This is a genomic window from Tersicoccus phoenicis, from assembly GCF_001968835.1.
Taxonomy (GTDB): domain Bacteria; phylum Actinomycetota; class Actinomycetes; order Actinomycetales; family Micrococcaceae; genus Tersicoccus; species Tersicoccus phoenicis.
This window is the reverse complement of record NZ_MRDE01000021.1, coordinates 1-18,566: the sequence shown is the minus strand read 5'-3', so window position 1 is coordinate 18,566 and position 18,566 is coordinate 1. Positions and strand designations below refer to the sequence as shown.

At 71.0% G+C, this 18,566-nt stretch carries 18 protein-coding genes, 1 pseudogene and 2 riboswitches; of the genes and pseudogenes, 8 read left to right on the top strand and 11 right to left on the bottom strand.

Annotated features, from left to right (window positions below):
* Positions 1-10: 10 nt before the first annotated feature.
* Positions 11-111, bottom strand: a riboswitch (glycine riboswitch).
* Position 112: 1 nt separating this feature from the next.
* Positions 113-213: riboswitch (glycine riboswitch) on the bottom strand.
* A gap of 152 nt (positions 214-365) precedes the next feature.
* The 3 genes from BKD30_RS04635 (at position 366) to BKD30_RS04625 (ending at position 3,117) form a co-directional block, all read left to right on the top strand.
* Positions 366-944, top strand: a complete 579-nt coding sequence (locus BKD30_RS04635; RefSeq protein ID WP_076702691.1) for an NADPH-dependent F420 reductase — start codon at positions 366-368, stop codon at positions 942-944.
* Positions 945-1,050: 106 nt separating this feature from the next.
* Positions 1,051-1,989 (top strand): VOC family protein, encoded by a 939-nt coding sequence (locus BKD30_RS04630; protein WP_076702689.1) that lies wholly within the window; start codon positions 1,051-1,053, stop codon positions 1,987-1,989.
* 201 nt (positions 1,990-2,190) lie between these two features.
* Positions 2,191-3,117 carry a hypothetical protein gene (locus BKD30_RS04625; protein WP_076702688.1) on the top strand — a complete coding sequence of 309 codons (927 nt, stop codon included), beginning with the start codon at positions 2,191-2,193 and terminating at the stop codon, positions 3,115-3,117.
* On the opposite strand, the gene BKD30_RS04620 is transcribed toward BKD30_RS04625, so the two are convergent.
* From BKD30_RS04620 to BKD30_RS04570, 11 genes are all read right to left on the bottom strand, one after another.
* Positions 3,088-4,335, bottom strand: a complete 1,248-nt coding sequence (locus BKD30_RS04620; protein WP_076702686.1) for an MFS transporter — start codon at positions 4,333-4,335, stop codon at positions 3,088-3,090. The two genes, BKD30_RS04625 and BKD30_RS04620, sit on opposite strands and share 30 nt — an antisense overlap.
* 82 nt (positions 4,336-4,417) lie before the next feature.
* Positions 4,418-4,840, bottom strand: a complete 423-nt coding sequence (locus BKD30_RS04615) for a hypothetical protein (RefSeq protein ID WP_076702684.1) — start codon at positions 4,838-4,840, stop codon at positions 4,418-4,420.
* 5 nt (positions 4,841-4,845) lie between these two features.
* Positions 4,846-6,750 carry a heavy metal translocating P-type ATPase gene (locus BKD30_RS04610; protein WP_076702682.1) on the bottom strand — a complete coding sequence of 635 codons (1,905 nt, stop codon included), beginning with the start codon at positions 6,748-6,750 and terminating at the stop codon, positions 4,846-4,848.
* A gap of 137 nt (positions 6,751-6,887) precedes the next feature.
* Positions 6,888-7,376, bottom strand: coding sequence for an SRPBCC family protein (locus tag BKD30_RS04605; RefSeq protein ID WP_076702680.1), 489 nt, complete (start codon positions 7,374-7,376; stop codon positions 6,888-6,890).
* A complete protein-coding gene (locus BKD30_RS04600) occupies positions 7,373-7,783 on the bottom strand; it encodes an ArsR/SmtB family transcription factor (protein ID WP_083956020.1) in 411 nt (136 codons plus the stop codon). Before BKD30_RS04600 ends, BKD30_RS04605 begins: the two co-directional genes overlap by 4 nt.
* Positions 7,780-8,343: a dihydrofolate reductase family protein gene (locus BKD30_RS04595; protein WP_076702678.1), complete on the bottom strand. Its 564-nt coding sequence runs from the start codon at positions 8,341-8,343 to the stop codon at positions 7,780-7,782. Before BKD30_RS04595 ends, BKD30_RS04600 begins: the two co-directional genes overlap by 4 nt.
* 78 nt (positions 8,344-8,421) lie before the next feature.
* On the bottom strand, positions 8,422-10,005 hold the full coding sequence (locus BKD30_RS04590; protein ID WP_076702674.1) for a S53 family peptidase: 1,584 nt from the start codon (positions 10,003-10,005) through the stop codon (positions 8,422-8,424).
* Positions 10,006-10,066: 61 nt separating this feature from the next.
* Complete coding sequence (locus BKD30_RS16335) at positions 10,067-11,746, bottom strand: hypothetical protein (RefSeq protein WP_076702672.1); 1,680 nt, start codon at positions 11,744-11,746, stop codon at positions 10,067-10,069.
* Positions 11,743-14,091 (bottom strand): penicillin-binding protein, encoded by a 2,349-nt coding sequence (locus BKD30_RS04580; protein WP_235861451.1) that lies wholly within the window; start codon positions 14,089-14,091, stop codon positions 11,743-11,745. Before BKD30_RS04580 ends, BKD30_RS16335 begins: the two co-directional genes overlap by 4 nt.
* A 128-nt stretch (positions 14,092-14,219) precedes the next feature.
* Complete coding sequence (locus BKD30_RS04575) at positions 14,220-14,423, bottom strand: cold-shock protein (RefSeq protein ID WP_076702670.1); 204 nt, start codon at positions 14,421-14,423, stop codon at positions 14,220-14,222.
* A gap of 85 nt (positions 14,424-14,508) precedes the next feature.
* Positions 14,509-15,525, bottom strand: a complete 1,017-nt coding sequence (locus tag BKD30_RS04570; protein ID WP_235861452.1) for a fatty acid desaturase family protein — start codon at positions 15,523-15,525, stop codon at positions 14,509-14,511.
* Between the two features lie 326 nt (positions 15,526-15,851).
* Between BKD30_RS04570 and BKD30_RS04565 the strand changes: the two genes are divergently transcribed.
* From BKD30_RS04565 to BKD30_RS15780, 5 genes and pseudogenes are all read left to right on the top strand, one after another.
* Positions 15,852-16,253, top strand: coding sequence for a ChaB family protein (locus BKD30_RS04565; RefSeq protein ID WP_076702668.1), 402 nt, complete (start codon positions 15,852-15,854; stop codon positions 16,251-16,253).
* A gap of 75 nt (positions 16,254-16,328) precedes the next feature.
* The gene (locus BKD30_RS04560; RefSeq protein ID WP_076702662.1) at positions 16,329-16,583 is read left to right on the top strand and encodes a prevent-host-death protein; all 255 of its coding nucleotides are present in this window, start codon (positions 16,329-16,331) and stop codon (positions 16,581-16,583) included.
* A gap of 180 nt (positions 16,584-16,763) precedes the next feature.
* A complete protein-coding gene (locus BKD30_RS04555; RefSeq protein ID WP_076702660.1) occupies positions 16,764-17,078 on the top strand; it encodes a ferritin family protein in 315 nt (104 codons plus the stop codon).
* Between the two features lie 49 nt (positions 17,079-17,127).
* On the top strand, positions 17,128-18,288 hold the full coding sequence (gene moeB, locus BKD30_RS04550) for a molybdopterin-synthase adenylyltransferase MoeB (RefSeq protein WP_076702658.1): 1,161 nt from the start codon (positions 17,128-17,130) through the stop codon (positions 18,286-18,288).
* Between the two features lie 113 nt (positions 18,289-18,401).
* A pseudogene (locus BKD30_RS15780) lies at positions 18,402-18,566 on the top strand (ISL3 family transposase); the annotation flags it as partial.

Sequence of the window (18,566 nt, the reverse complement as noted above, 5' to 3'; positions counted from 1 at the left end):
GGGCCGGGTTCCTCCCCGCTCTGTCATGGGACCTGAGAGCTTTCGCTGCACGTGGATGGGCAGCTTGCACCGTCGGTGAATCCGGCCGTACCGGACTGCTTTCCAGAGTTGCCTTGCCGCGGCGGTACCGGGTGCCTGAGAGATTCCTGGGGAGGAGTTGCTCCTTCGGCGCCCGCTCAGCGATGGCTGGCGGGACTCTCCCGCCACGGCGCAGAGGCGATTTCAGTTGTGGTGATGCGGCTCACACGCTATCGGGCAGGAGTTCGACGACGCAACTCGGCGCGCCGGGAATACATCCGGGAAGTTGGTTGTAGTTACAAGTAAGCGGGCCGACTCGCCCGTCCCCATAGAAATTGGAGTCAGTCATGGCCACCATCACCATCATCGGAACCGGCAACATGGCGAACGCGATCGGCGGCGTCCTCGCGGACGGCGGCACCAGCGTCACCTACATCAGCCACGAGCAGTCCGGCAGCGCCGCACTCGAGGGCGACGTCGTCGTCCTGGCGGTGCCCTACCCGGCGGTCGACGGCATCCTCGGCGCCTACGGCGACCAGCTCGCCGGCAAGACCGTCGTCGACATCACCAACCCGCTCGACTTCTCCACCTTCGACTCCCTGGTGGTCCCGGCCGGCTCCTCCGCCACCGAGCAGATCGCCCAGAAGCTGCCGAACAGCCGCGTGCTCAAGGCGTTCAACACGACTTTCGCGGCCACCCTGTCCGCCAAGAAGGTCGGCGATCTGCAGACCACGGTGCTGATCGCCGGTGACGACGCCGATGCCAAGGGCACCCTCGCCGCGGCCATCGAGGCCGGTGGCGTCAGCGCCCTCGACGCGGGCTCGCTCGCGCGCGCCCACGAGCTGGAGGCCCTGGGTTTCCTGCAGTTGAACCTGGCGGCCGGCGAGAAGATCGCCTGGACCGGGGGCTTCGGTCTCGTCCGCTGATCGCCGCCCGCTCCCCACTGCCAGCCCGTCCGGGCGCGGCCACGGTCGCGCCCGGACTCCCGAACTCACCGCTCCACGTCCGGAAAGCCTGTCCAGAGAGGTCGTCATGACCGAGTCCGCCACCGCCTCCACCACTCCCGCCGTCGACGGCATCACCCTCAACGCCGGCACCGCCATGGACGCCGTGTCCCTGCGCGTCGGCGATCTGGAGGGCATGTCCTCCTACTACGCGAACGCCCTGGCCCTCGAGCCGCTGGAGGAACGCTCCCGCGGCACCGAGGTGCACCGCGTGCTCGGCCGTGGCGCCACGCCGATGGTGCGACTGATCGCCACACCCGGGCTGCCCGCCGTCGACCCGCGCCAGGCCGGTCTGTTCCACACCGCGTTCCTGTTCGACGACGCGTCATCCCTCGCGGCGACCGTGTACCGGGCCGGGACCGACGATCGCAGCCGCTTCGTCGGCTCGAGCGATCACCTGGTCAGCGAGGCGTTCTACTTCACCGACCCGGAGGGCAACGGCATCGAGCTGTACACCGACCGGGACCGGTCCCGGTGGACGTACGAGCACGGCGAACTGCAGATGTCGACCCTGTTCCTCGACCCGAACGCCTACCTGCAGCGCCACTTGGATCCGGAGACGCTCGCGGAGGCCCCGAAGCAGGCGGGCCGGGTGGGCCACGTGCACCTGCAGGTCGGTGACACCGCCACCGCCACCGCGTTCTACGTCGACGCCCTCGGTTTCGAGACCACCGTCTCCTCCTACCCGGGCGCGGTGTTCGCCTCCGCCGGGGGATACCACCACCACATCGCGATGAACACCTGGAACAGTGCCGGTGCGGGGCCCCGTGCAGCGAGCCTGGGGTTGGGCGACGTCGCCGTCACCGTGCCCGGCCGCGAGGACCTGGAGGCGCTCGCCGCCCGGCTGACCACCAAGCAGGTGCCGTTCGCCGACACCGGTGCGTCCGTCGTCGTGCACGACCCCTGGGGCACCCAGGTGACGGTCGCCCTGCCGCACACGACGACCGAGGACCTGCTGCTCCGCTGACAACCCCGCGCGCCGAGCCGGCGCGGGCATCACCGGACTGCCGTCAAGGGGTGCGGACACTGGGCGAGACCGGTCGACCCTTCTACGCTGTCAGCATGCTGATCATTTCTCCGGCGCTGAACGACGGATCCGCTCGACGCCGGTCGGGTCGCGGGCGGGCGTGACGGAGTGTCGCGTTCGATCCCTCGACGGTTCCGGGGGGTGGGGCGCGGGCTCTGCCTGCTGCTCAGTCTGGGTCTGCTCGGCGCCGTCTGGCTCTTGCCGTCCGTCCGGCGACGCCGCGCCCGCCGGGCCGCCGGCTGTCGGCGGTGCGCGCGGAACGCCCGGGTCGCCGCGGTGGTGATACCGGTCAGCGCCCTCCTGCTCGTCGCCGGGGCGGTGGTGCGCACGCAGGCCGCCGTCTTCCCTCTGGTGCCCTGCAGCGCGCACGTGCTCGCCAGCGGTGCGGTGGTGCCGGAGCCGGTACCGCGGGTGAGCGTCCAGCCCACCTGGGACGCGGCTCGACGTGTGGTGCTGTCCGGGGTGAGCGGTCTCGCCCTGGCCGGCGGCAGGCTGGTCGGCATGGACGCATGCCAGAGTTCCCAGCCGGTCGTCTTCTGGCGACCGCCCCGCACCAGCGCCGGCGGATCCATCGTCGGCGAGACCTTCGTCGCCTGGAACGTGGTCGACAACGGTGGCCGCCCCTCCGAGCGCCACGGCTTCGGCATCATGGGGGAGCAGACCTACCTGCGCTTCGGCCCGAACATCACCCGCGGCCCGGAGGAGAACGCGGCGCTGGCGGTGCACGAGTCACGGCACGTGGATCAGGCGGCGGTGCTCACGACGATCGGCGGTCCCGTCGTGATGCCTCTCCTGTACACCGTGGACGACGCCTTCTACCCGGCCGCCCGCAACCACTTCGAGCGGGCGGCCGGACTCGACGCGGGAGGTTACCGCACGTCGCCGGGTACCGAGCCGGACCCGCAGTGGGCCGTCGTGGGCGGCATCGTCCTGCTGCTCGCCCTCGTCCTGCGCACCCGGATCCGGCTGCTGTCGCGGGTGCTGGCACGAGGCCGCGTGGCCGGCGGACGGCATGCGCCGGACCGCTGCCCGCGACACTCACCGGGCTGGTTCGGCGCCGGTCCGTGATCGCTCGGTGGACCGGGTCGCCGAAGCGCGCCGCTGCCCCAGGGCGCCCAGTGCACTGCCGACGGCCACGACGGTGAGCACGGCGGTCGCCAGGTTCAGATCCACCGCTCCCAGCCACCCGGCCAGCGGGTACGTGATCAGGAAGCAGGCATGGGACAGGGCGAACTGCGCCGTGTAGACCTGGTTCCGGTTCTGCTCGGAAGAGGCGCGGAGCAGCAGCTGCGACGACGGCGTGGTCATCAACGACGTGCCCGCACCGATCACGAACCACATCACGAGCAGCAGCACCCACCCGGGACTGGTGCCCAGCGTGAACAGACCCATCGCCAGGGCGCCCAGCAGGCCCACCGTCGCGACCGCGGAACCGGTGATCATCACCGGCGGTGGTCCGTACCGGTCGACGACGCGCGGCACGAGGAACGCCATCAGGAGTGACCCCGCACCGTACGCGGCCAGGGCGAAGCTCAGGCTGGTGTCACCGAGCCCGAACTGGTCACGGGCGAACACCACGGAGTTGACCACGACGAGGGCGGTGCCGGCGCTGACGGCGCCGTTGATGAACAGCACGAACCGCAGTGACCGGTTCCGGAAGAACACCCGGACGCCACCGCTGAGCCGCTCGAGGAACGGCGCGGACACCGTCGTCACCCGTTTCGGAATGGCGGTCAGGGTGACCAGGGTCGCCGAGCAGACGAACCCGGCCGCGGTGCCGAGGAAGAGGCTGGTGTAGCTGATGACCGTCAGCAGCGCCGCCGCGAGCATCGGCGAGACGATCGATTCGAGGTCGTACGCCAGGCGGGAGAGCGACAGCGCTCTCGTGTAGTCGCGCTCCGCCGTGACGATCGACGGGATCACCGACTGGAACGTCGGGGTGAACGTGGCCGAGGCGGACTGCAGCACGAAGACGAGGACGTAGATCTGCCACGTCTCGCTCACCCACGGCAGGCTCAGCGCCGCGGCGGCGCGGATGATGTCCGCGCCGATCATGACGGTACGCGGTTGCCATCGGTGCACCAGGGCGGCCATCACCGGGGACACGAACACATAGGCGAGCATTTTGATCGCCAGCGCCGTGCCGAGCACCGCACCGGCGTCGCGACCCGCGATGTCGTAGGCCAGCAGACCGAGCGCGACGGTGAGCAGGCCGGTGCCGACGAGCGCGAGCACCTGGGCGGTGAACAGCCGCCGGTACCCGGAGAGGCGGAGCACGGAGAGCACGGCAGGAACCTTTCGACGACGATCGGACGGGTTCGGATCCCGTCCGATCAAGCCAGCAGGCAGGGCTGCCGGGCGGGTTGGTTCAGGAGCGCTCCAGCTCCACGCTCAGTTCGTTCCGGTTCCGGCGACTGGGCGCGAAGGAGCGGATATCGCACAGCACGGGGGCCGGAGCGTGTGCCGGGCCCCCGGCTTCGACCCACTCGACGATCTGCCGCGCCGTCTCCGCGTCGTTGACCTCGCCGATCCACACCGGGTCCACGCCGTCGGCGCCGTCGTCGGCCGCCGGGACGAGGACGACGACGTTCGCGTGTTCACACGCGTCGAGGCACCGGCTGACCACGGTCGTGGCGTGCTCGCCGGTGCCGGCCCGCAGCTCTCGCAACTGCTGTTGGTGATCGACTTCGGGATGCTTCCAGCGGTTACCGCATTCCCCGCCGCGGCACACCACCACGGTCGGTTCGGACGTGGAGCGTGGTCGACGCTTGCCGCGCTTGCCCTTCGCCATCCGGCTCAGCGCCAGGCGCTCTTGCGGAGCAGACGCAGCCCGTTGAGCGCCACGATCACGGTGGAACCTTCGTGACCGGCGACCGCGAGCGGAAGGGGGAGCGTGGCGATCAGGTCCCAGACGACCAGGACGGTGATGAAGGTGGCGGCGATGATCAGGTTCGCCACGACGTACCGATGCGCTCGACGAGAGAGTTCGACCGCCGCCGGGATCGCGGTGAGCTCGTCCCGGATGACGATGGCGTCGGCAGTGTCGAGGGCCAGGTCCGACCCGTGGCGTCCCATGGTGACGCCGGTGGACGCGGAGGCGAGCGCGGGGGCGTCGTTGACGCCGTCACCGACGAGCATCACGTTCACGCCGTCGTTCTCGAGCCGTTGGACGGTGGCCGCCTTGTCGGCGGGCAGCAGCCGGGCGTGCACCTCGGTGATGCCGGTACGGGCGGCGACGTCGTTCGCGGTGGCGCCGTTGTCGCCGGTGAGCAGGTGCACCGGGTGCGAGGTGATGTCCCGTGCCCGGGCGACGGTGTCGGCAGCGTCGGGGCGGAGCGCGTCGTCGAGGATGATGTCGCCGACGGCCTCGCCGTCGATCGTCACCGTGACCACGGTGCCGATGGTGTCGGTGTCCTCCGCGTCCGCCTGCAGCACCTCGACCGCGTGTCCGTCGACGACGCCGGTGACACCTCGCCCGGGGAGCGCGCGGAACCGGTCGGCGGCGGTGATGCCGGCGCCGGCGGACCGGACGATCGCCCGACCCAGCGGGTGCTCGCTGTGCAGTTCTACGGCGGCGGCCGCCTCGAGGATCCGGGCGGGACGCCACTGGCCCCGGGCACGGACGTCGCGCACGGCGGGCGCGCCCTCGGTGAGCGTTCCGGTCTTGTCGAACGCGATCAACTCGGTGCGGCCCATCTGCTCCATCACGGTGGCGGACTTCACCAGCACGCCGTTCCGGCCCGCGTTCGCGATCGCTGCCAGCAGGGGCGGCATGGTGGAGAGCACCACGGCGCAGGGAGAGGCGACGATCATGAAGGTGATCGCCCGGAGCAAGGCCGGCTGGAAAGCCTCGCCGAAGGCCAACGGGACGGAGAAGACGAGGAGCGTCGCGACCACCACGCCGAGGGAGTAGCGCTGCTCGACCTTCTCGATGAAGAGCTGGCGCGTCGACTTGGTCTCCGACGCCTCCTCGACCAGCGTCACGACGCGGGCGATGACGGATTCGCTGGCGGGCCGGATGATCCGGACGGTGAGTGCGCCGGTGCCATTGACGGTGCCGGACAGCACTTCGTCGCCCTCACCGCGGCGCACGGGCACGCTCTCGCCCGTCATCGCCGCCTGGTCCACCTCACTCAGGCCGGCCACGACGATCCCGTCGCCGCCGATGCGCTCGCCCGGGCGGACCAGGATCAGGTCTCCGACCTGCAGCTCCGCTGTCTCCACCTCGGCCAGGTCCTCGCCGTGGGCGGTCGGGGTGATCCTGGTGGCGCGTTCGGGCGCGAGGCTGAGCAGGCTCGAGACGCTGTCGGCCGTGCGCTGCGTGATGAGCGCCTCGAGCGCCCCGCTGGTCGCGAAGATGACGATGAGCAGGGCCCCGTCGAAGACCTGTCCGATCGCGGCGGCCGCGATGGCTGCGACGATCATCAGCAGGTCGACGTCCAGCGTCTTCTCCCGCAGCGCGGTGATGCCCGCCCACGCGGGTTCCCAGCCGCCGGCGACGTAGCACGCCAGGTAGAGCGTCCACCACAGCGGTGCCGGGGTTCCGGTCAGCTGCAGCGGCCAGGCGACCAGGAACAGCAGGAGAGCGAGCGCCGCCCACCGGACTTCCGGCAACCTGGCGCCCGTGACGAACAACGACGGCGGTCGGGCGATGACGCGACCGCCGTCACGGATCGGCGTGGGCGTGAGCGTGCTCGTCATGCCGGTTCTCCGGCCGGCAGCCATCCGTTCATACCTGCATGCATGCGAAGATTGTCTCACGGTGGGGTGACGGCACCAACCCCAGCCACCATGCGACCGACGTCGTGCCCGACGTCGTGCCCGACGTCGTGCGCGGCTCAGGCGGGGACGAGCAGCCCGTCCATCTGACCGACCGCCTGCGTGAGACCGTCCACCATGCCCATCTCGACCAGCTGATCCATCTGCTCACGGTCCGCGAAGCGGGAGACCACGGTCATCCGGGTGCCGCCGTTGCGCTCGGTGAAGTCCACCTGGCTGCTCGTCGTGGGCATCTCGTCGTTCGGCCGGCCGCTCTCGTCGGCGAAGCCGTCCGTGAAGGAAAGCGAGGACGGAGCGGACACCGCCGTCACCGTCCAGTATCCGGCGTACTTCTCGCCGTCCGGGCCGGTCATGTAGTAGGTGACCGTGCCGCCGGGGGCGAGGTCGTGCTGCTCGAACGTCGCCGGGAACGATGGCGGCCCCCACCACCGCTCGAGCTGGCGGGGATCGGCCCACAACTGCCACACCCGGTCCCGGGGGGCGGTGAAGTCGGCGATCAGGGTCAGGGTGAGATTGTCGAGGTCCTTCTCGACGCTGGTGACGCTCATCGGTCCTGTCCTTCTCTCGGGGGCGGGGATGGTGGGGCGGATGGTGCGGTGGTGCTGATCGGCGGCGATGTGTCGGGTTCCGGTTCGCCGAGGAGGCCGGCCATCCGGTCGATCCGCTCCCGCCAGGCGGCGGCGAGGTCGTCGAGCGCGCGCTGCGCCCGGGCGACGGCGTCGGGATCGGATCGCACCAGCTGCTCCCGTCCTCGGCGTTCCTTGGCGATCAAACCGGCTCGCTCCAGCACGGCGACGTGCTTCTGCACCGCGGCGAAACTCATCGGATACAGCCGCGCCAGCTGCGACACGGAGAGCTCACCCCGGCCGGAGCGGCGGACGATGTCGCGACGCGTCGCATCGGCCAGTGCGTGGAAGAGCCGGTCCACCTCCTCGTCGACGGGTTGCATCGTCATGAGGCGGGATCGGTTGCGGACGCGTGTGGGATGCCTCGATCGGTGGGTGCGTACTCCAGCAGGATGATCCGGCCGTCGAGCACCCGATGGTCGACGAGGTCGAGGTCTCGTTCCCCGACGCCCGCCAGCGCGGCCTCTCGTCCGCCCGGCCCGACGAGCAGCGGGAACAGCCAGAGGCGGAGCCGATCCACGAGTCCGGCGTCGAGCAGTTGCCGGACGAGGGACAGACTGCCGACCGTGCGCAACGGCAGGCTCGCGGACCGGAGTTCCCGAACCGCCTCGATCGCGTCACCGGACTCGATCGTCGTGTTCTCCCACGTGGTCTCACGCAGCGTCCGCGAGAAGACGGTCGTCGTCGTCCGCGTCTCGCGCTCGTCGGCGGGCATGCTCGCCAGCATCTCGTACGTGCGTCGCCCCATCAGGTCGTGGTGGGCGGCGGACTGGTCGCCGATCCACTGCATCAGCTCGGGACCTGCGTAGCCGAAGAATCCCGGCGAGTCGAGACCGCGGGCCCAGCCATCGACCGAGACGAGGAGGTCAGCCGTCACCGTGGTGCTCATCCTGCCTTCTGTCCACTTACAACCATTTGGTTGTACAGTAGGCCGGCCCGTGGGCGTCGTCAAGGGGTCGCGCGACCGTCAGCTCGGCGTCGATGCGAGGGCGCCGGCGAGCGCCTCGCCGTCTGGGCTGCCCAGCCCGGTGCAGGGGTCCCAGCCGGGGCCGGCGGAGAAGCTGCCGTTGTTCCCGCTCGTGATGTCGTGGAAGGTGGCCGCCACCGCCGCCTGGTACAGCCGCGGCTGCAGCAGCCCGAGCGGCGCGCCACCGAGCTGACGCAACCGGGCGACGAGCGCGGCCCACAGTGGGGCAACTGCGCTCGTGCCCCCGATCACCATGTCCTGACCGTCGACGCGCACCCGGTAGCCGGTCTGCGGGTCGGCCACCGCACTGACGTCGGGCACACCGCGGCCCGCCGCGGCGGGCTGGCCGCTGACGGCTGACCGCTGCCAGTCGGGCAGCGGGAACGCGTCGCTGAAGCCGCCGCCGGTGGCCGAGTTCGGGCCTTCGTTCCACACGGTCTCGGCGGTGATCGTCCCGGACCGCGGGTCGGCCTCCAGCCGGGTCCCGCCGCAGGCCAGGGCATTCGGGCTGGAAGCCGGGAAGTCGGCGTGGTCCCGGCCGTCGGTGGCCCCGTCAGCGCTGCCGTTGTCCCCGGCCGCCGCGGTGACGGTGACCCCGAGTGCGGTGGCATCGGCGAGAGCGGCGTCGAACGCGGTGCGGGCCTGGGCGGTCCACGCGTCCTCGTTCTGCCCCCAGCTGATGCTGATCGCCGCGGGCGCGGCCTGCGCCGCGTTGGTGAGCGCGTCGAGGAAGCCGGCGTCGGTGTTCGGGGCGAAGTAGACCAGGATGCGGGCACCGGGAGCCAGGCCGCCGACCACTTCGATGTCCAGGGCCACCTCCCCGTCCGGCCCGTTGGGCGACATCGTCGGAGCGTTCGTGGCGCCGTCGACGGAGACGGCCTGCACGGTCGGCGTGGGCAGACCGAGCCCGCGGAAGTAGGTGTCGAGGTCGGCCTGTTGGTAGCCACCGCCGAGTTCGAGGATGGCGACGTCCGTGCCCGTGCCGTCGCCGGCGGCGGGGAAGCGGTAGATCCGACCCAGGTCGACCGGCGTGTACGCGGTCCCCGTCGCCGCGGCCGGCGCCACCGCCTGGAAGTGAGCGCTCGCCTGCGGCCGGTCGTCCAGCCCGAGTACCGCGATGACGATGCCGTCGAGCTCGGCCGGGATGGTCAGCCCGCCGGTGCGGTGCCGGTGCTGGACGGCTCGTCCGTCCGGAGCGGTGCTGCTGACCGCGTCCAGGGCGGTGCCGAAGACGGTGCTGAGCGTCCCGACGGTCCCGGCGACACGCAGCCGGCGCGACGGCGCGTCGGACTCGACGACGGTCAGCCCGGCGTCCGTGAGCACCCGGGTGGCCAGCTCGACGTCCGCCGGGACGGCGCCGTGCCTGGCCCCCAGCTCCTCGCGGGTGAGCACGCGTCCGGCGGTCAGCTCTGCCTCGGGCAGGGGAGCGCGCCGGCGCAACACCACGGTGACTTCCGCCCGTTGCGCCGGATCGACCGGCTGGCCGGCCGTGACCCCGGGGGCGGCGGCACGTTCGGACCCCGGAAGGGGCACGTGGCGCGGGGGAGTGACGGGGGTGGAACGGGAGTCGTCGGGATTCGGCATGGTGTCCTCCGATCGTGGTGGCCCCATTATGGCCACGCTCTCCGATCAGCGGGAAGGGACCTCAGCGAGCGGCGGCAGGCCGGGGATCGGCCGGCGGCGTCGGCGCGGTCGGGATCGACGGCGGATCCTGGTCCAGGATGGCCGGCCGGTCCGCGGGGCATCCTTCACGGACCGTCGGCACCTGCAGCACCGTGGTGACCACGAAGGACCCGCCGGTGCCCTCGAACACGGCGTTCTTCGTCTTCTTCGGCGGCGGGCTGGGTTTCGGGGGGCTGGGCTTCTTCGACGGCGACGGCGAGGGCGACGGCTTGGCCGAGGTGGACGGCGAGGGCGACGGCGACGGCGACGGCGACGGTTTCGCGGACGGCGAGGGGGAGGGCTTCGGCTCGGGCGCCTCGCACCGCGCCACGGCGGTGTCGTAGTCGCTGCGGGCCTGCGACTGCCGGGACAGGAAGTCGGCGCGGGCCGCGATCGCGGCCTGGTAGCCGGCGAGCTCCGCGCGGTACTGCGCCCATTGACCGTCGATCACGGCCCAGGCGGCGTTGACCGTGTCCACCGTGTCCCGGTAAGCCAAGTACGCCGGGACCGCCTTCTCGTAGGCGGTGTAATCGGCCCAGTACTGGGTGACGTCGGCCTGCCACGCCCGAACGGCGGTCTGCAGCTGTGCGCGGGCGGCGTCCTCGGCGCCGGCCCGGGCAGCGGCGATCGCGGCGGTGTCCGTGGCCGGTGCCTTCATCCCGGTGAATGCCCAGCCGCAGCCCGGGCCGGTCGGGTCGGCCGCGGGCACCTGCACGTCCTTCGTGGTCGGCGGGGCCGCGGGCGGCGGGGCGGGCAGCGCGGGCTCGGTGACCGGCGCCGGCATCGGCGGCCACACCGGGTAGTCACGTGGACTGGTCGGCACCGCCGGCCGGTCGATGAGTTCCGGCCCGGGCAGGGACCGGTTCTCGCCGGTGCTGGGCTGCGGAGTCGAGAGATCGGGAACCCGGACCGTGCTGGTCACGGTGTACGGCTGGTAACCGGGCCGGTAGGGCGAGCGGGTCGCGTCCGCCGCCGTCGAGTTCTGCGTGGCGCACACGGGGCCGAGCCGTGGTCGGAGGACGCCGTCGAGGTCCCGCGCGTACCGGGCCAGGTTCTGCGCCGGGGCGCCCGAGAGGAAGATCAGCACGTCCCCCCGGCGCCACAACACGACGGCGCTGTCCACCCCCGAGCGTGAGGCGGTCGCCCGGCGCGGGCTCTGGCCCGGTCCGTCGGAGCCGAGGTCCTGCTGCGCGGCACCCCCGGCGCACGACCCGGCGGCCGCCGCCAGCGTGTCCTGCACCGGGGCGCCCTGGCCGGCGGTGAACGCCTGCGCCGTGACGGTGACGGGAGCGCCGTCGACGGTGTAGGCCGCGCTGAGCGAGGAGGCCGGGGACGTGCCGTCCGCCGGGCACGAGTACGGGGCGGGTGCCCCGGCGCCCCGACCGAGGTCGCCGAGGCGGGCCCAGCCAGCGGGCGGGGCGGACAGGGTGGCGGTGAGCACCTGGTCGGCCGGGGTGTCCGTCCAGGCGGCGGCGCGCGCCGTCGGGCCTGGGCTGGGCGTCCCGGCGACGGCGGGCGGCGCCGACGGCGGGGTGATGAGGAAGCCGGCCAGTCCCACCAGGGCGGAGCCGATCACCCCGATGGTGACCAGTACGGCGGTGGCCAGCAGGACGGTGCGACAGGGCTCGTTGCGGACCCGGTGGGAGATCTGCACGGTGTTCACTGCTTCCTGTCCGGTGGGCGGATGCTCGTGTCACTGCCCGCCGAGAGAGTCAGCCGCACCTGCTGGCGGTACCCACTGACGGCACCGGCGGCCGGGCTCTGCGCGGCGACCACACCGGGAGCGATCGGCGACTGCGCCGGCGCGGTTCGCTGTTCGATCACCGGATCCAGGTCGTTGGCCCGCAACTGGCTCATCGCCGCCTCGGCTGACAGCCCCCGCACGTCGGGCACGTACCGGGACGTCGACGATGACGTGGCCACGTCGTTCGCCTTCGGCATCGGCACCGCCTTGACCCCCTTGAGCAGGCCCGTCATCGTCTCCTTCCACACCGGGGCCGCGACCTCCGCGCCGGTGAGGTTGGTGAACCGGCGGCCGTACGCCGTCAACTCGGTCAGGGGGTAGGCCGCACCACCGCGCGGGTCACCGAGCCACACTGCGGTCGCGGCCTGGGGGGTCACTCCGACCACCCAGTTGGCCTGGTAGGCGTTCGTCGTTCCGGTCTTGGCGCCGGACTCCCGGCCCTCCAGGGCCCCGCCCGGGCCGATCGTGGCGCCCGGTGTGAACGTCTGCTTGAGGGCATCGCCGACGGTGTTCGCGACGGCGGGTGCGATGGCCTGGTGGCAGTCGGCGTCCGGCGTCGGGAGCGTCGCGCCGGTGTCCGAACGCACCGCGGCGACGATGGTGTGGGGACGGCACTCGGTGCCGCCGGAAACGAAGGTGGCGTAGGCGTTGGCCATCTGCACGGGAGAGATCTCGTAGGCACCCAGCGTCAGGTACGCCTCGTTGCCGGTCAGGGCCCGCGGGCCGGTACGTGGCAACGAGGTGATGCCGAGCCGGGCGGCCATGTCGGCGACCGGGAGCACCCCCGTCTTCTCGATCAGCCGGACGAAGTAGGTGTTCGACGAGACCTTGATCGCCTCCCGGGCGTCGATCAGGCCGTAGTCCTTCAGCCCGTAGTTGGAGTAGCCACCCTCGGGCGCGGCAAGGGTCGGCGGAGTGTAGAAGGCGGAGGCGTCCAGCTTCGTGGTCGCCGGGATGCCCTGCTCCAGCGCCGTCGCCAGCGTGAAAGGCTTCATCGTGGAACCGGGTTGGAAGGTGCTGGTCGCGTAGGTGATCTCGGTCTTGCCCGGCCCGCTGCCCCAGCCCCGATTCTGAGCGACGGCGGTGATCTGCCCCGTACCGGGAGTGACGACGGCGAGGCCGAGCGCCGCGCGGTTGGTGTCGGTCAACGCTCGACTGACGGCGGTGTTCGCCGCCGTCATGGCTTTGCGGTCCAGGGCGGTGGTCAGGGTCATGCCGCCGCGGGAGAGCCGGTCCGCTCGCTCCTCCGCGGTGGCACCGAATGCGGGGTCGGTGAGGATCTCCTGGCGCACGAGCGAACAGTAGAACGGGTAGGTCGAGGTGCCGCAGCCGTTGGGCAGTGACCCGCGCTCGACCGCCAGCGGGGCTTTCCGGGCGTCGGCCAGCGCCGCGTCGTCGAGCTTCCCGACCGCGTACATCCGGCCGAGCACCACATTGCGTCTATTCCGAGAGGCGTCCGGGCGGACGAAGGGGTCGTAGATGGCCGGGCCGCGCAGCAGCCCGACCAGGGTGGCCGCCTGCGTGACGGTCAGCTTCTTCGCGGTCGTGTTGAAGAAGGTGCGGGCGGCGGCCTCCACCCCGTAGGCGCCGTTGCCGAAGTAAACCGTGTTGGCGTAGCGCGTGAGGATCTGGTCCTTGGAGAGTTTCTTCTCCAGGTTGACCGCGTACTTGATCTCGCGGATCTTGTCGTTGGGGGTGTTGCCCCGGGCGACCCGTTGCTCGGTCGCGTCGCGGGCGGAGTTGATCAGGATGTTCTGCACGAGCTGCTGCGTGATGGTGGAGCCGCCCTGTCGGGGGCCAGAGCCGCTGTTGGACAGGGCGGCGCGTAGGATGCCCATCGGGTCGGCGCCACGATGTTCGTAGAAGCGAGCGTCCTCGGTCGCGATCAGCGCGTCGATGAAGTTGGGCGAGATGTCCGCCAGTTTCACGTCGACCCGGTTCTCGCTGTAGAAGCGCGCGAACTCCTTGCCGTCCTTGTCGAGCAGGACGGTGTGCTGGGGCAGGGACTTGGCCAGCGGCAGCTGTGACGGCAGCGAGTCCCAGTAGCCGGCGATGTCGTCACCGGTCACGGCGGCCGCGACGCCGAGAGGTGCGGTCAGGGCGCCGACACCGAGGCCGATGGCGAGCACGGCGCCGACGTACGCGCTCAGCCGCTTCCGCCGTCGCTCGACCGGAGCCTCGACCATGGCCGCCTCGACGGCGTCCAGGTTCAGGCTCGCGGGGGAATCGTGGTGCGCCTGGGCGCGGGGGTGCTTCTGCTTCATGGGACCTCACGCATTTTCGCACGCGCACGCGCGCACGGGCGACACGATGACGTCACCGCGCCCGTCGGAACGACGCAACGGGCCGTTCCCGGATACCGGGAACGGCCCGTTGGCGGTGGCGTCCGGGATCAGATCCCGCGGACGTTCTCCGCCTGGAGACCCTTCTGCCCACGCGTGGTCTCGAACTCGACCTGCTGGTTCTCCTCCAGGTTGCGGAACCCGTCACCGGTGATCGCGCTGAAGTGCACGAACACGTCGGCCGAGCCGTCGTCGGGGGCGATGAAGCCGAAGCCCTTTTCGGAGTTGAACCACTTGACGGTGCCTGTAGCCATGATGCTTTTCTTTCCTTTTTTTCCTTGATGCTGGCCGCCGGTGACGGCCGTGACCCCGCCGGAAGGCGGAGACGAATGGAGGGGCTCAGCTGCGACGCAGCGAAGCCATGAGCGGGCAGACGAACGGATCGCGGGCCGCCAGACCCACCCGGTTCAGGTGAGCGATGACGATGCCGTAGGACCTCAGCAGCGAGGTCTCGGTGTAGGGCACACCCGCGCTGCGACAGTGATCGCGGACGATCCGTCGTGCGGCGGCCAGGTGCGGGCGCGCCATGTTGGGGAACAGGTGGTGCTCGACCTGGTAGTTCAACCCGCCCATCAGCGCCGACGCCCACCAGCCGCCGGAGATGTTCCGCGAGGTGCGGACCTGCTTGCTGAAGAAGTCCAGCTTCGCATCGCGGGGGATGACGGGCATGCCCTTGTGGTTGGGGGCGAACGAGGCGCCCATGTAGACGCCGAACACGGCCATCTGGACTCCGAGGAACGCGAACGCCATGCCGAGCGGCAACAGGCCGAAGAGCAGGCCGAGGTAGAGAGCGAAGCGGGCCACGATCAGCGCGATCTCCGTCCACCGGCCCTTGACCGGAGTGCCGGACGCGAGCGCAGCGAAGGACCGGTAGTGCAGGTTCAGTCCCTCCAGCGTCAGCAGCGGGAAGAACAGCCAGCCCTGCCGGCGGGTGAAGACGGCCATCAACCCCCGTCGCTTCGCGGCGTCCTCGGGCAGGAACGAGATGGTGTCCACCTCGATGTCCGGGTCCTTGCCGACCTTGTTCGGGTTGGCGTGGTGCCGGGTGTGCTTGTTCATCCACCAGGCGTAGCTCATGCCGACGCCGAGGGTGGCGAGCACGCGTCCGAGCCGATCGTTCGCCGGGCCGGAACCGAGGACCTGCCGGTGGGAGGCCTCGTGGGCGAGGAAGGCGATCTGGGTGAAGATCAGCCCCAGCGCCGCGGCGATGAGCAGCTGGAACCAGCTCTTCCCGAGCAGGACGGACCCGCTGGCCGCCGCGAGGAGCGCGACTCCGAGGACGACGGCGACGCTGAGGTAGAACCCTCGGGCGCGCCTCAACAACCCCTGCGCGCGGACCGCGGCGGAGACGACGATGAAATGCTGCGGGAGAGACGACGGGCGGCCACCGGTGCCTGATGGCGCGGACGCCGCACCGTTCCGCCGGCGGGCGGCAACTGTTGCTGAGGAGATGGGGTTCCGCTCGATCTGCAGGTCAGCGGGCGGCCGGATGATCACACGGACGACGCCTGGACTGCGGTGGAACAACCGGCAGAGCACCGGTTGCTGTACACCAGAATACCCATGACGAGGCGCAATTGACAGCGATGTGCTCACGATCACGCCACAACCTTGCTCCCGACCACCCGGCCGGACAGGATGAGCGGACCAGGCCGATCAGCCACCAGCAGCAGGGGGATGTCATGCCCGCACGTGAGGAGATGCCGTCGACCATCGCCCGGTCGCCGAAACACGCGCAGGAGATCTGGTCCGCGGCGCACGACTCCGCGGTGCAGGAGTACGGCGAGGGGGAGCGGTCCCACCGCACCGCGTTCGCCGCCCTGAAGCACCAGTACGAGAAGGTCGGGGATCACTGGGAGAAGAAGGACGAGTCCGGTCCGTCCGACGAGAAGGCTGAGGGCACCGTCGGATCTCCGGGGGAGACCGCCGGCGGCGTCGACGCCAACGCGTCCAAGGAGCATCTGATGGACCTCGCCCGCCGCCTGGACGTCTCCGGCCGGTCCTCGATGACCAAGGACGAGCTGGTCACGGCGATCCAGAAGGCCAACGACCGGCAGACCGCGAGAGCGCGGGAGAAGGACTGACGCGATCCCCGGCCGCCGGGCCCCGGCCCCGCGTGATAATGTGTACACACAGTTGACACAAGTCTGGGAGGAAGCATGAGGGCGACGAAGGTGGGCATTCGTGAGTTCCGCTCTGGCCTTGCGAACTTCGTGGACTCCGATGCACCCCTGGCCGTGACTCGTCACGGCCAGACCGTCGGCTACTTCATCCCGGTCAAGCAGGACCGGGCCGCTGACGCCGCCGCCCTGCGCGCGGCCGGCGAGAAGCTCGACGCCCTGCTCCAGCTCACCGAAGGTGAGGTCGAGGAGATGGTGGAGGACTTCAAGCAGCTCCGTAAGACAGAGAAGTAGTGGCGGCACGCCGTCTCGTCCTGGATGCCAACATGCTGATTCGGGCGGTCCCGCCTACCTCGATCACAATGGTGAGGCTCCAACGGCACAGGCCGACGCGGCCGCCGGCGGTATCCGACCGACCCGTCTCGTCCGCTCGGCTCCGCGGTAGCATGGCCGGACCCGGCCAGGAGGACTGAGATGCCCACGGACCAGTACCACGAGCCGCCGACGGAACTGCCGGCCGAGACCCGCACCTTCGCCCGCATGTGCGCGAGCCTGTCCGAGGAGGCGGAGGCGATCGGCTGGTACCACCAGCGGATCGCCGTCGAACCGGACGCGGCGTCGCGGGCCATCATGGAGGACTCACTGGGCGAGGAGTACAAGCACTTCTGCATGGAACTCGAGTTCCTGCTCCGCGCCACCCCGCAATGGCGCCAGACGGCCCGCGGCATCCTGTTCAAGGACGGCGACATCGTCAAGAACGGTGAGGCCGCCGAGGAGGCCGCCGAGTGATGCTGAGCCGTCGCCCCGGCCAGCCGGGCGATCGGACGGACCTCTCCCGATGACGGGTCTGCCACCGCTGGTGGCGCCCGGTGAGCCCCTGACCCGCGCGGAGACGGAGCGCTACGCCCGCCAGTTGATCCTGCCCGGCATCGGGTCCGAGGGCCAGCGGCGGCTGAAGAACGCTCGGGTGCTCGTCGTCGGGGCCGGCGGGCTGGGGTCCCCGGTGCTGCTCTACCTGGCCGCCGCCGGGGTCGGGACGATCGGCGTCATCGACGACGACGTCGTCGAGCCCTCCAACCTGCAGCGCCAGGTGATCCACCACGTCGACGACGTCGGCCGGGCCAAGGTCGACTCCGCGGCGGCGTCGGTCCTCGCCCTGAACCCGCTCGTGACCGTGGTCCCGCACCGGGAGCGGCTGACCAGCACCAACGCGGTCGACCTGATCGCAGGGTACGACCTGGTGGTCGACGGGGCGGACAATTTCGGTACCCGGTACCTGGTCAGTGACGCGGCCGAACTGACCGGCCGGCCGGTGGTGTGGGGATCGATCCTGCGATTCGACGGTCAGGTCAGCGTCTTCTGGGCGGAGCACGGGCCCACCTACCGGGACCTGTTCCCGGAACCCCCCGCCCCGGGCACGGTGCCCGACTGCGCGACGGCCGGGGTGTTCGGGGCGCTGTGCGCCGCGATCGGGTCGATGCTGGCCACCGAGGCGATCAAGTTGATCACCGGGACCGGGACCACCCTGCTCGGCCGGGTGCTGGTGTTCGATGCGCTGACCGCCGCGTGGCGAGAGCTGCCCCTGGCCCCGGACCCGGACCGCGCCCCGGTCACCTCGGTCGAGGACGCGTCAGTCGCCTGCGCAGTACCGCCGCCGGGCACCGACGTCGTCCCGGCCGTCTCGGCTACCGAGCTGGCTGCTCTGCTTGTGGACCGGGCCGCCGGCCGCACCGACTTCGCGTTGATCGACGTCCGCGAACCGGCCGAGGCGGAGATCGTCGCAATCGACGGTGCCCGGCTGATCCCCATGGACGACATGCTGTCCGGGCGGGTCCCGGTGGATCCGCGTCGGCCCGTCGTCCTGCACTGCAAGGGTGGCACCCGCTCCGCCGCCGTCGCCCGGCACCTGATCGCGGCCGGTCACTGCGACGTGCGGCATCTCGACGGTGGCATCCTGGCCTGGGTCCACGACGTGGAGCCGGACCGGCCGACGTACTGAACCGGCTCTTCGCAGCTGAGAGTGTAGTCGGGTTGGGCGCGTCGGTCGCTGGATAGGGGTCGAGGCCCTCCGAGGATGGAAGTTCTGACACTGCCCATCCTGAGGACCTCGACATGGATCACGCTACCTTCGTTCGCCCTGACCTGACCACGTTCTGCCGTCTCGACGAGCTCGGCCTCGAGGCCGTCGGACAGCGGGTTGAGCCTGATCGTGCGGTGATCCAGTGCCGGGTCCTGGAGCCGGACCCGTGGTGCAGGGAGTGCGGGGCCGAGGGCGTG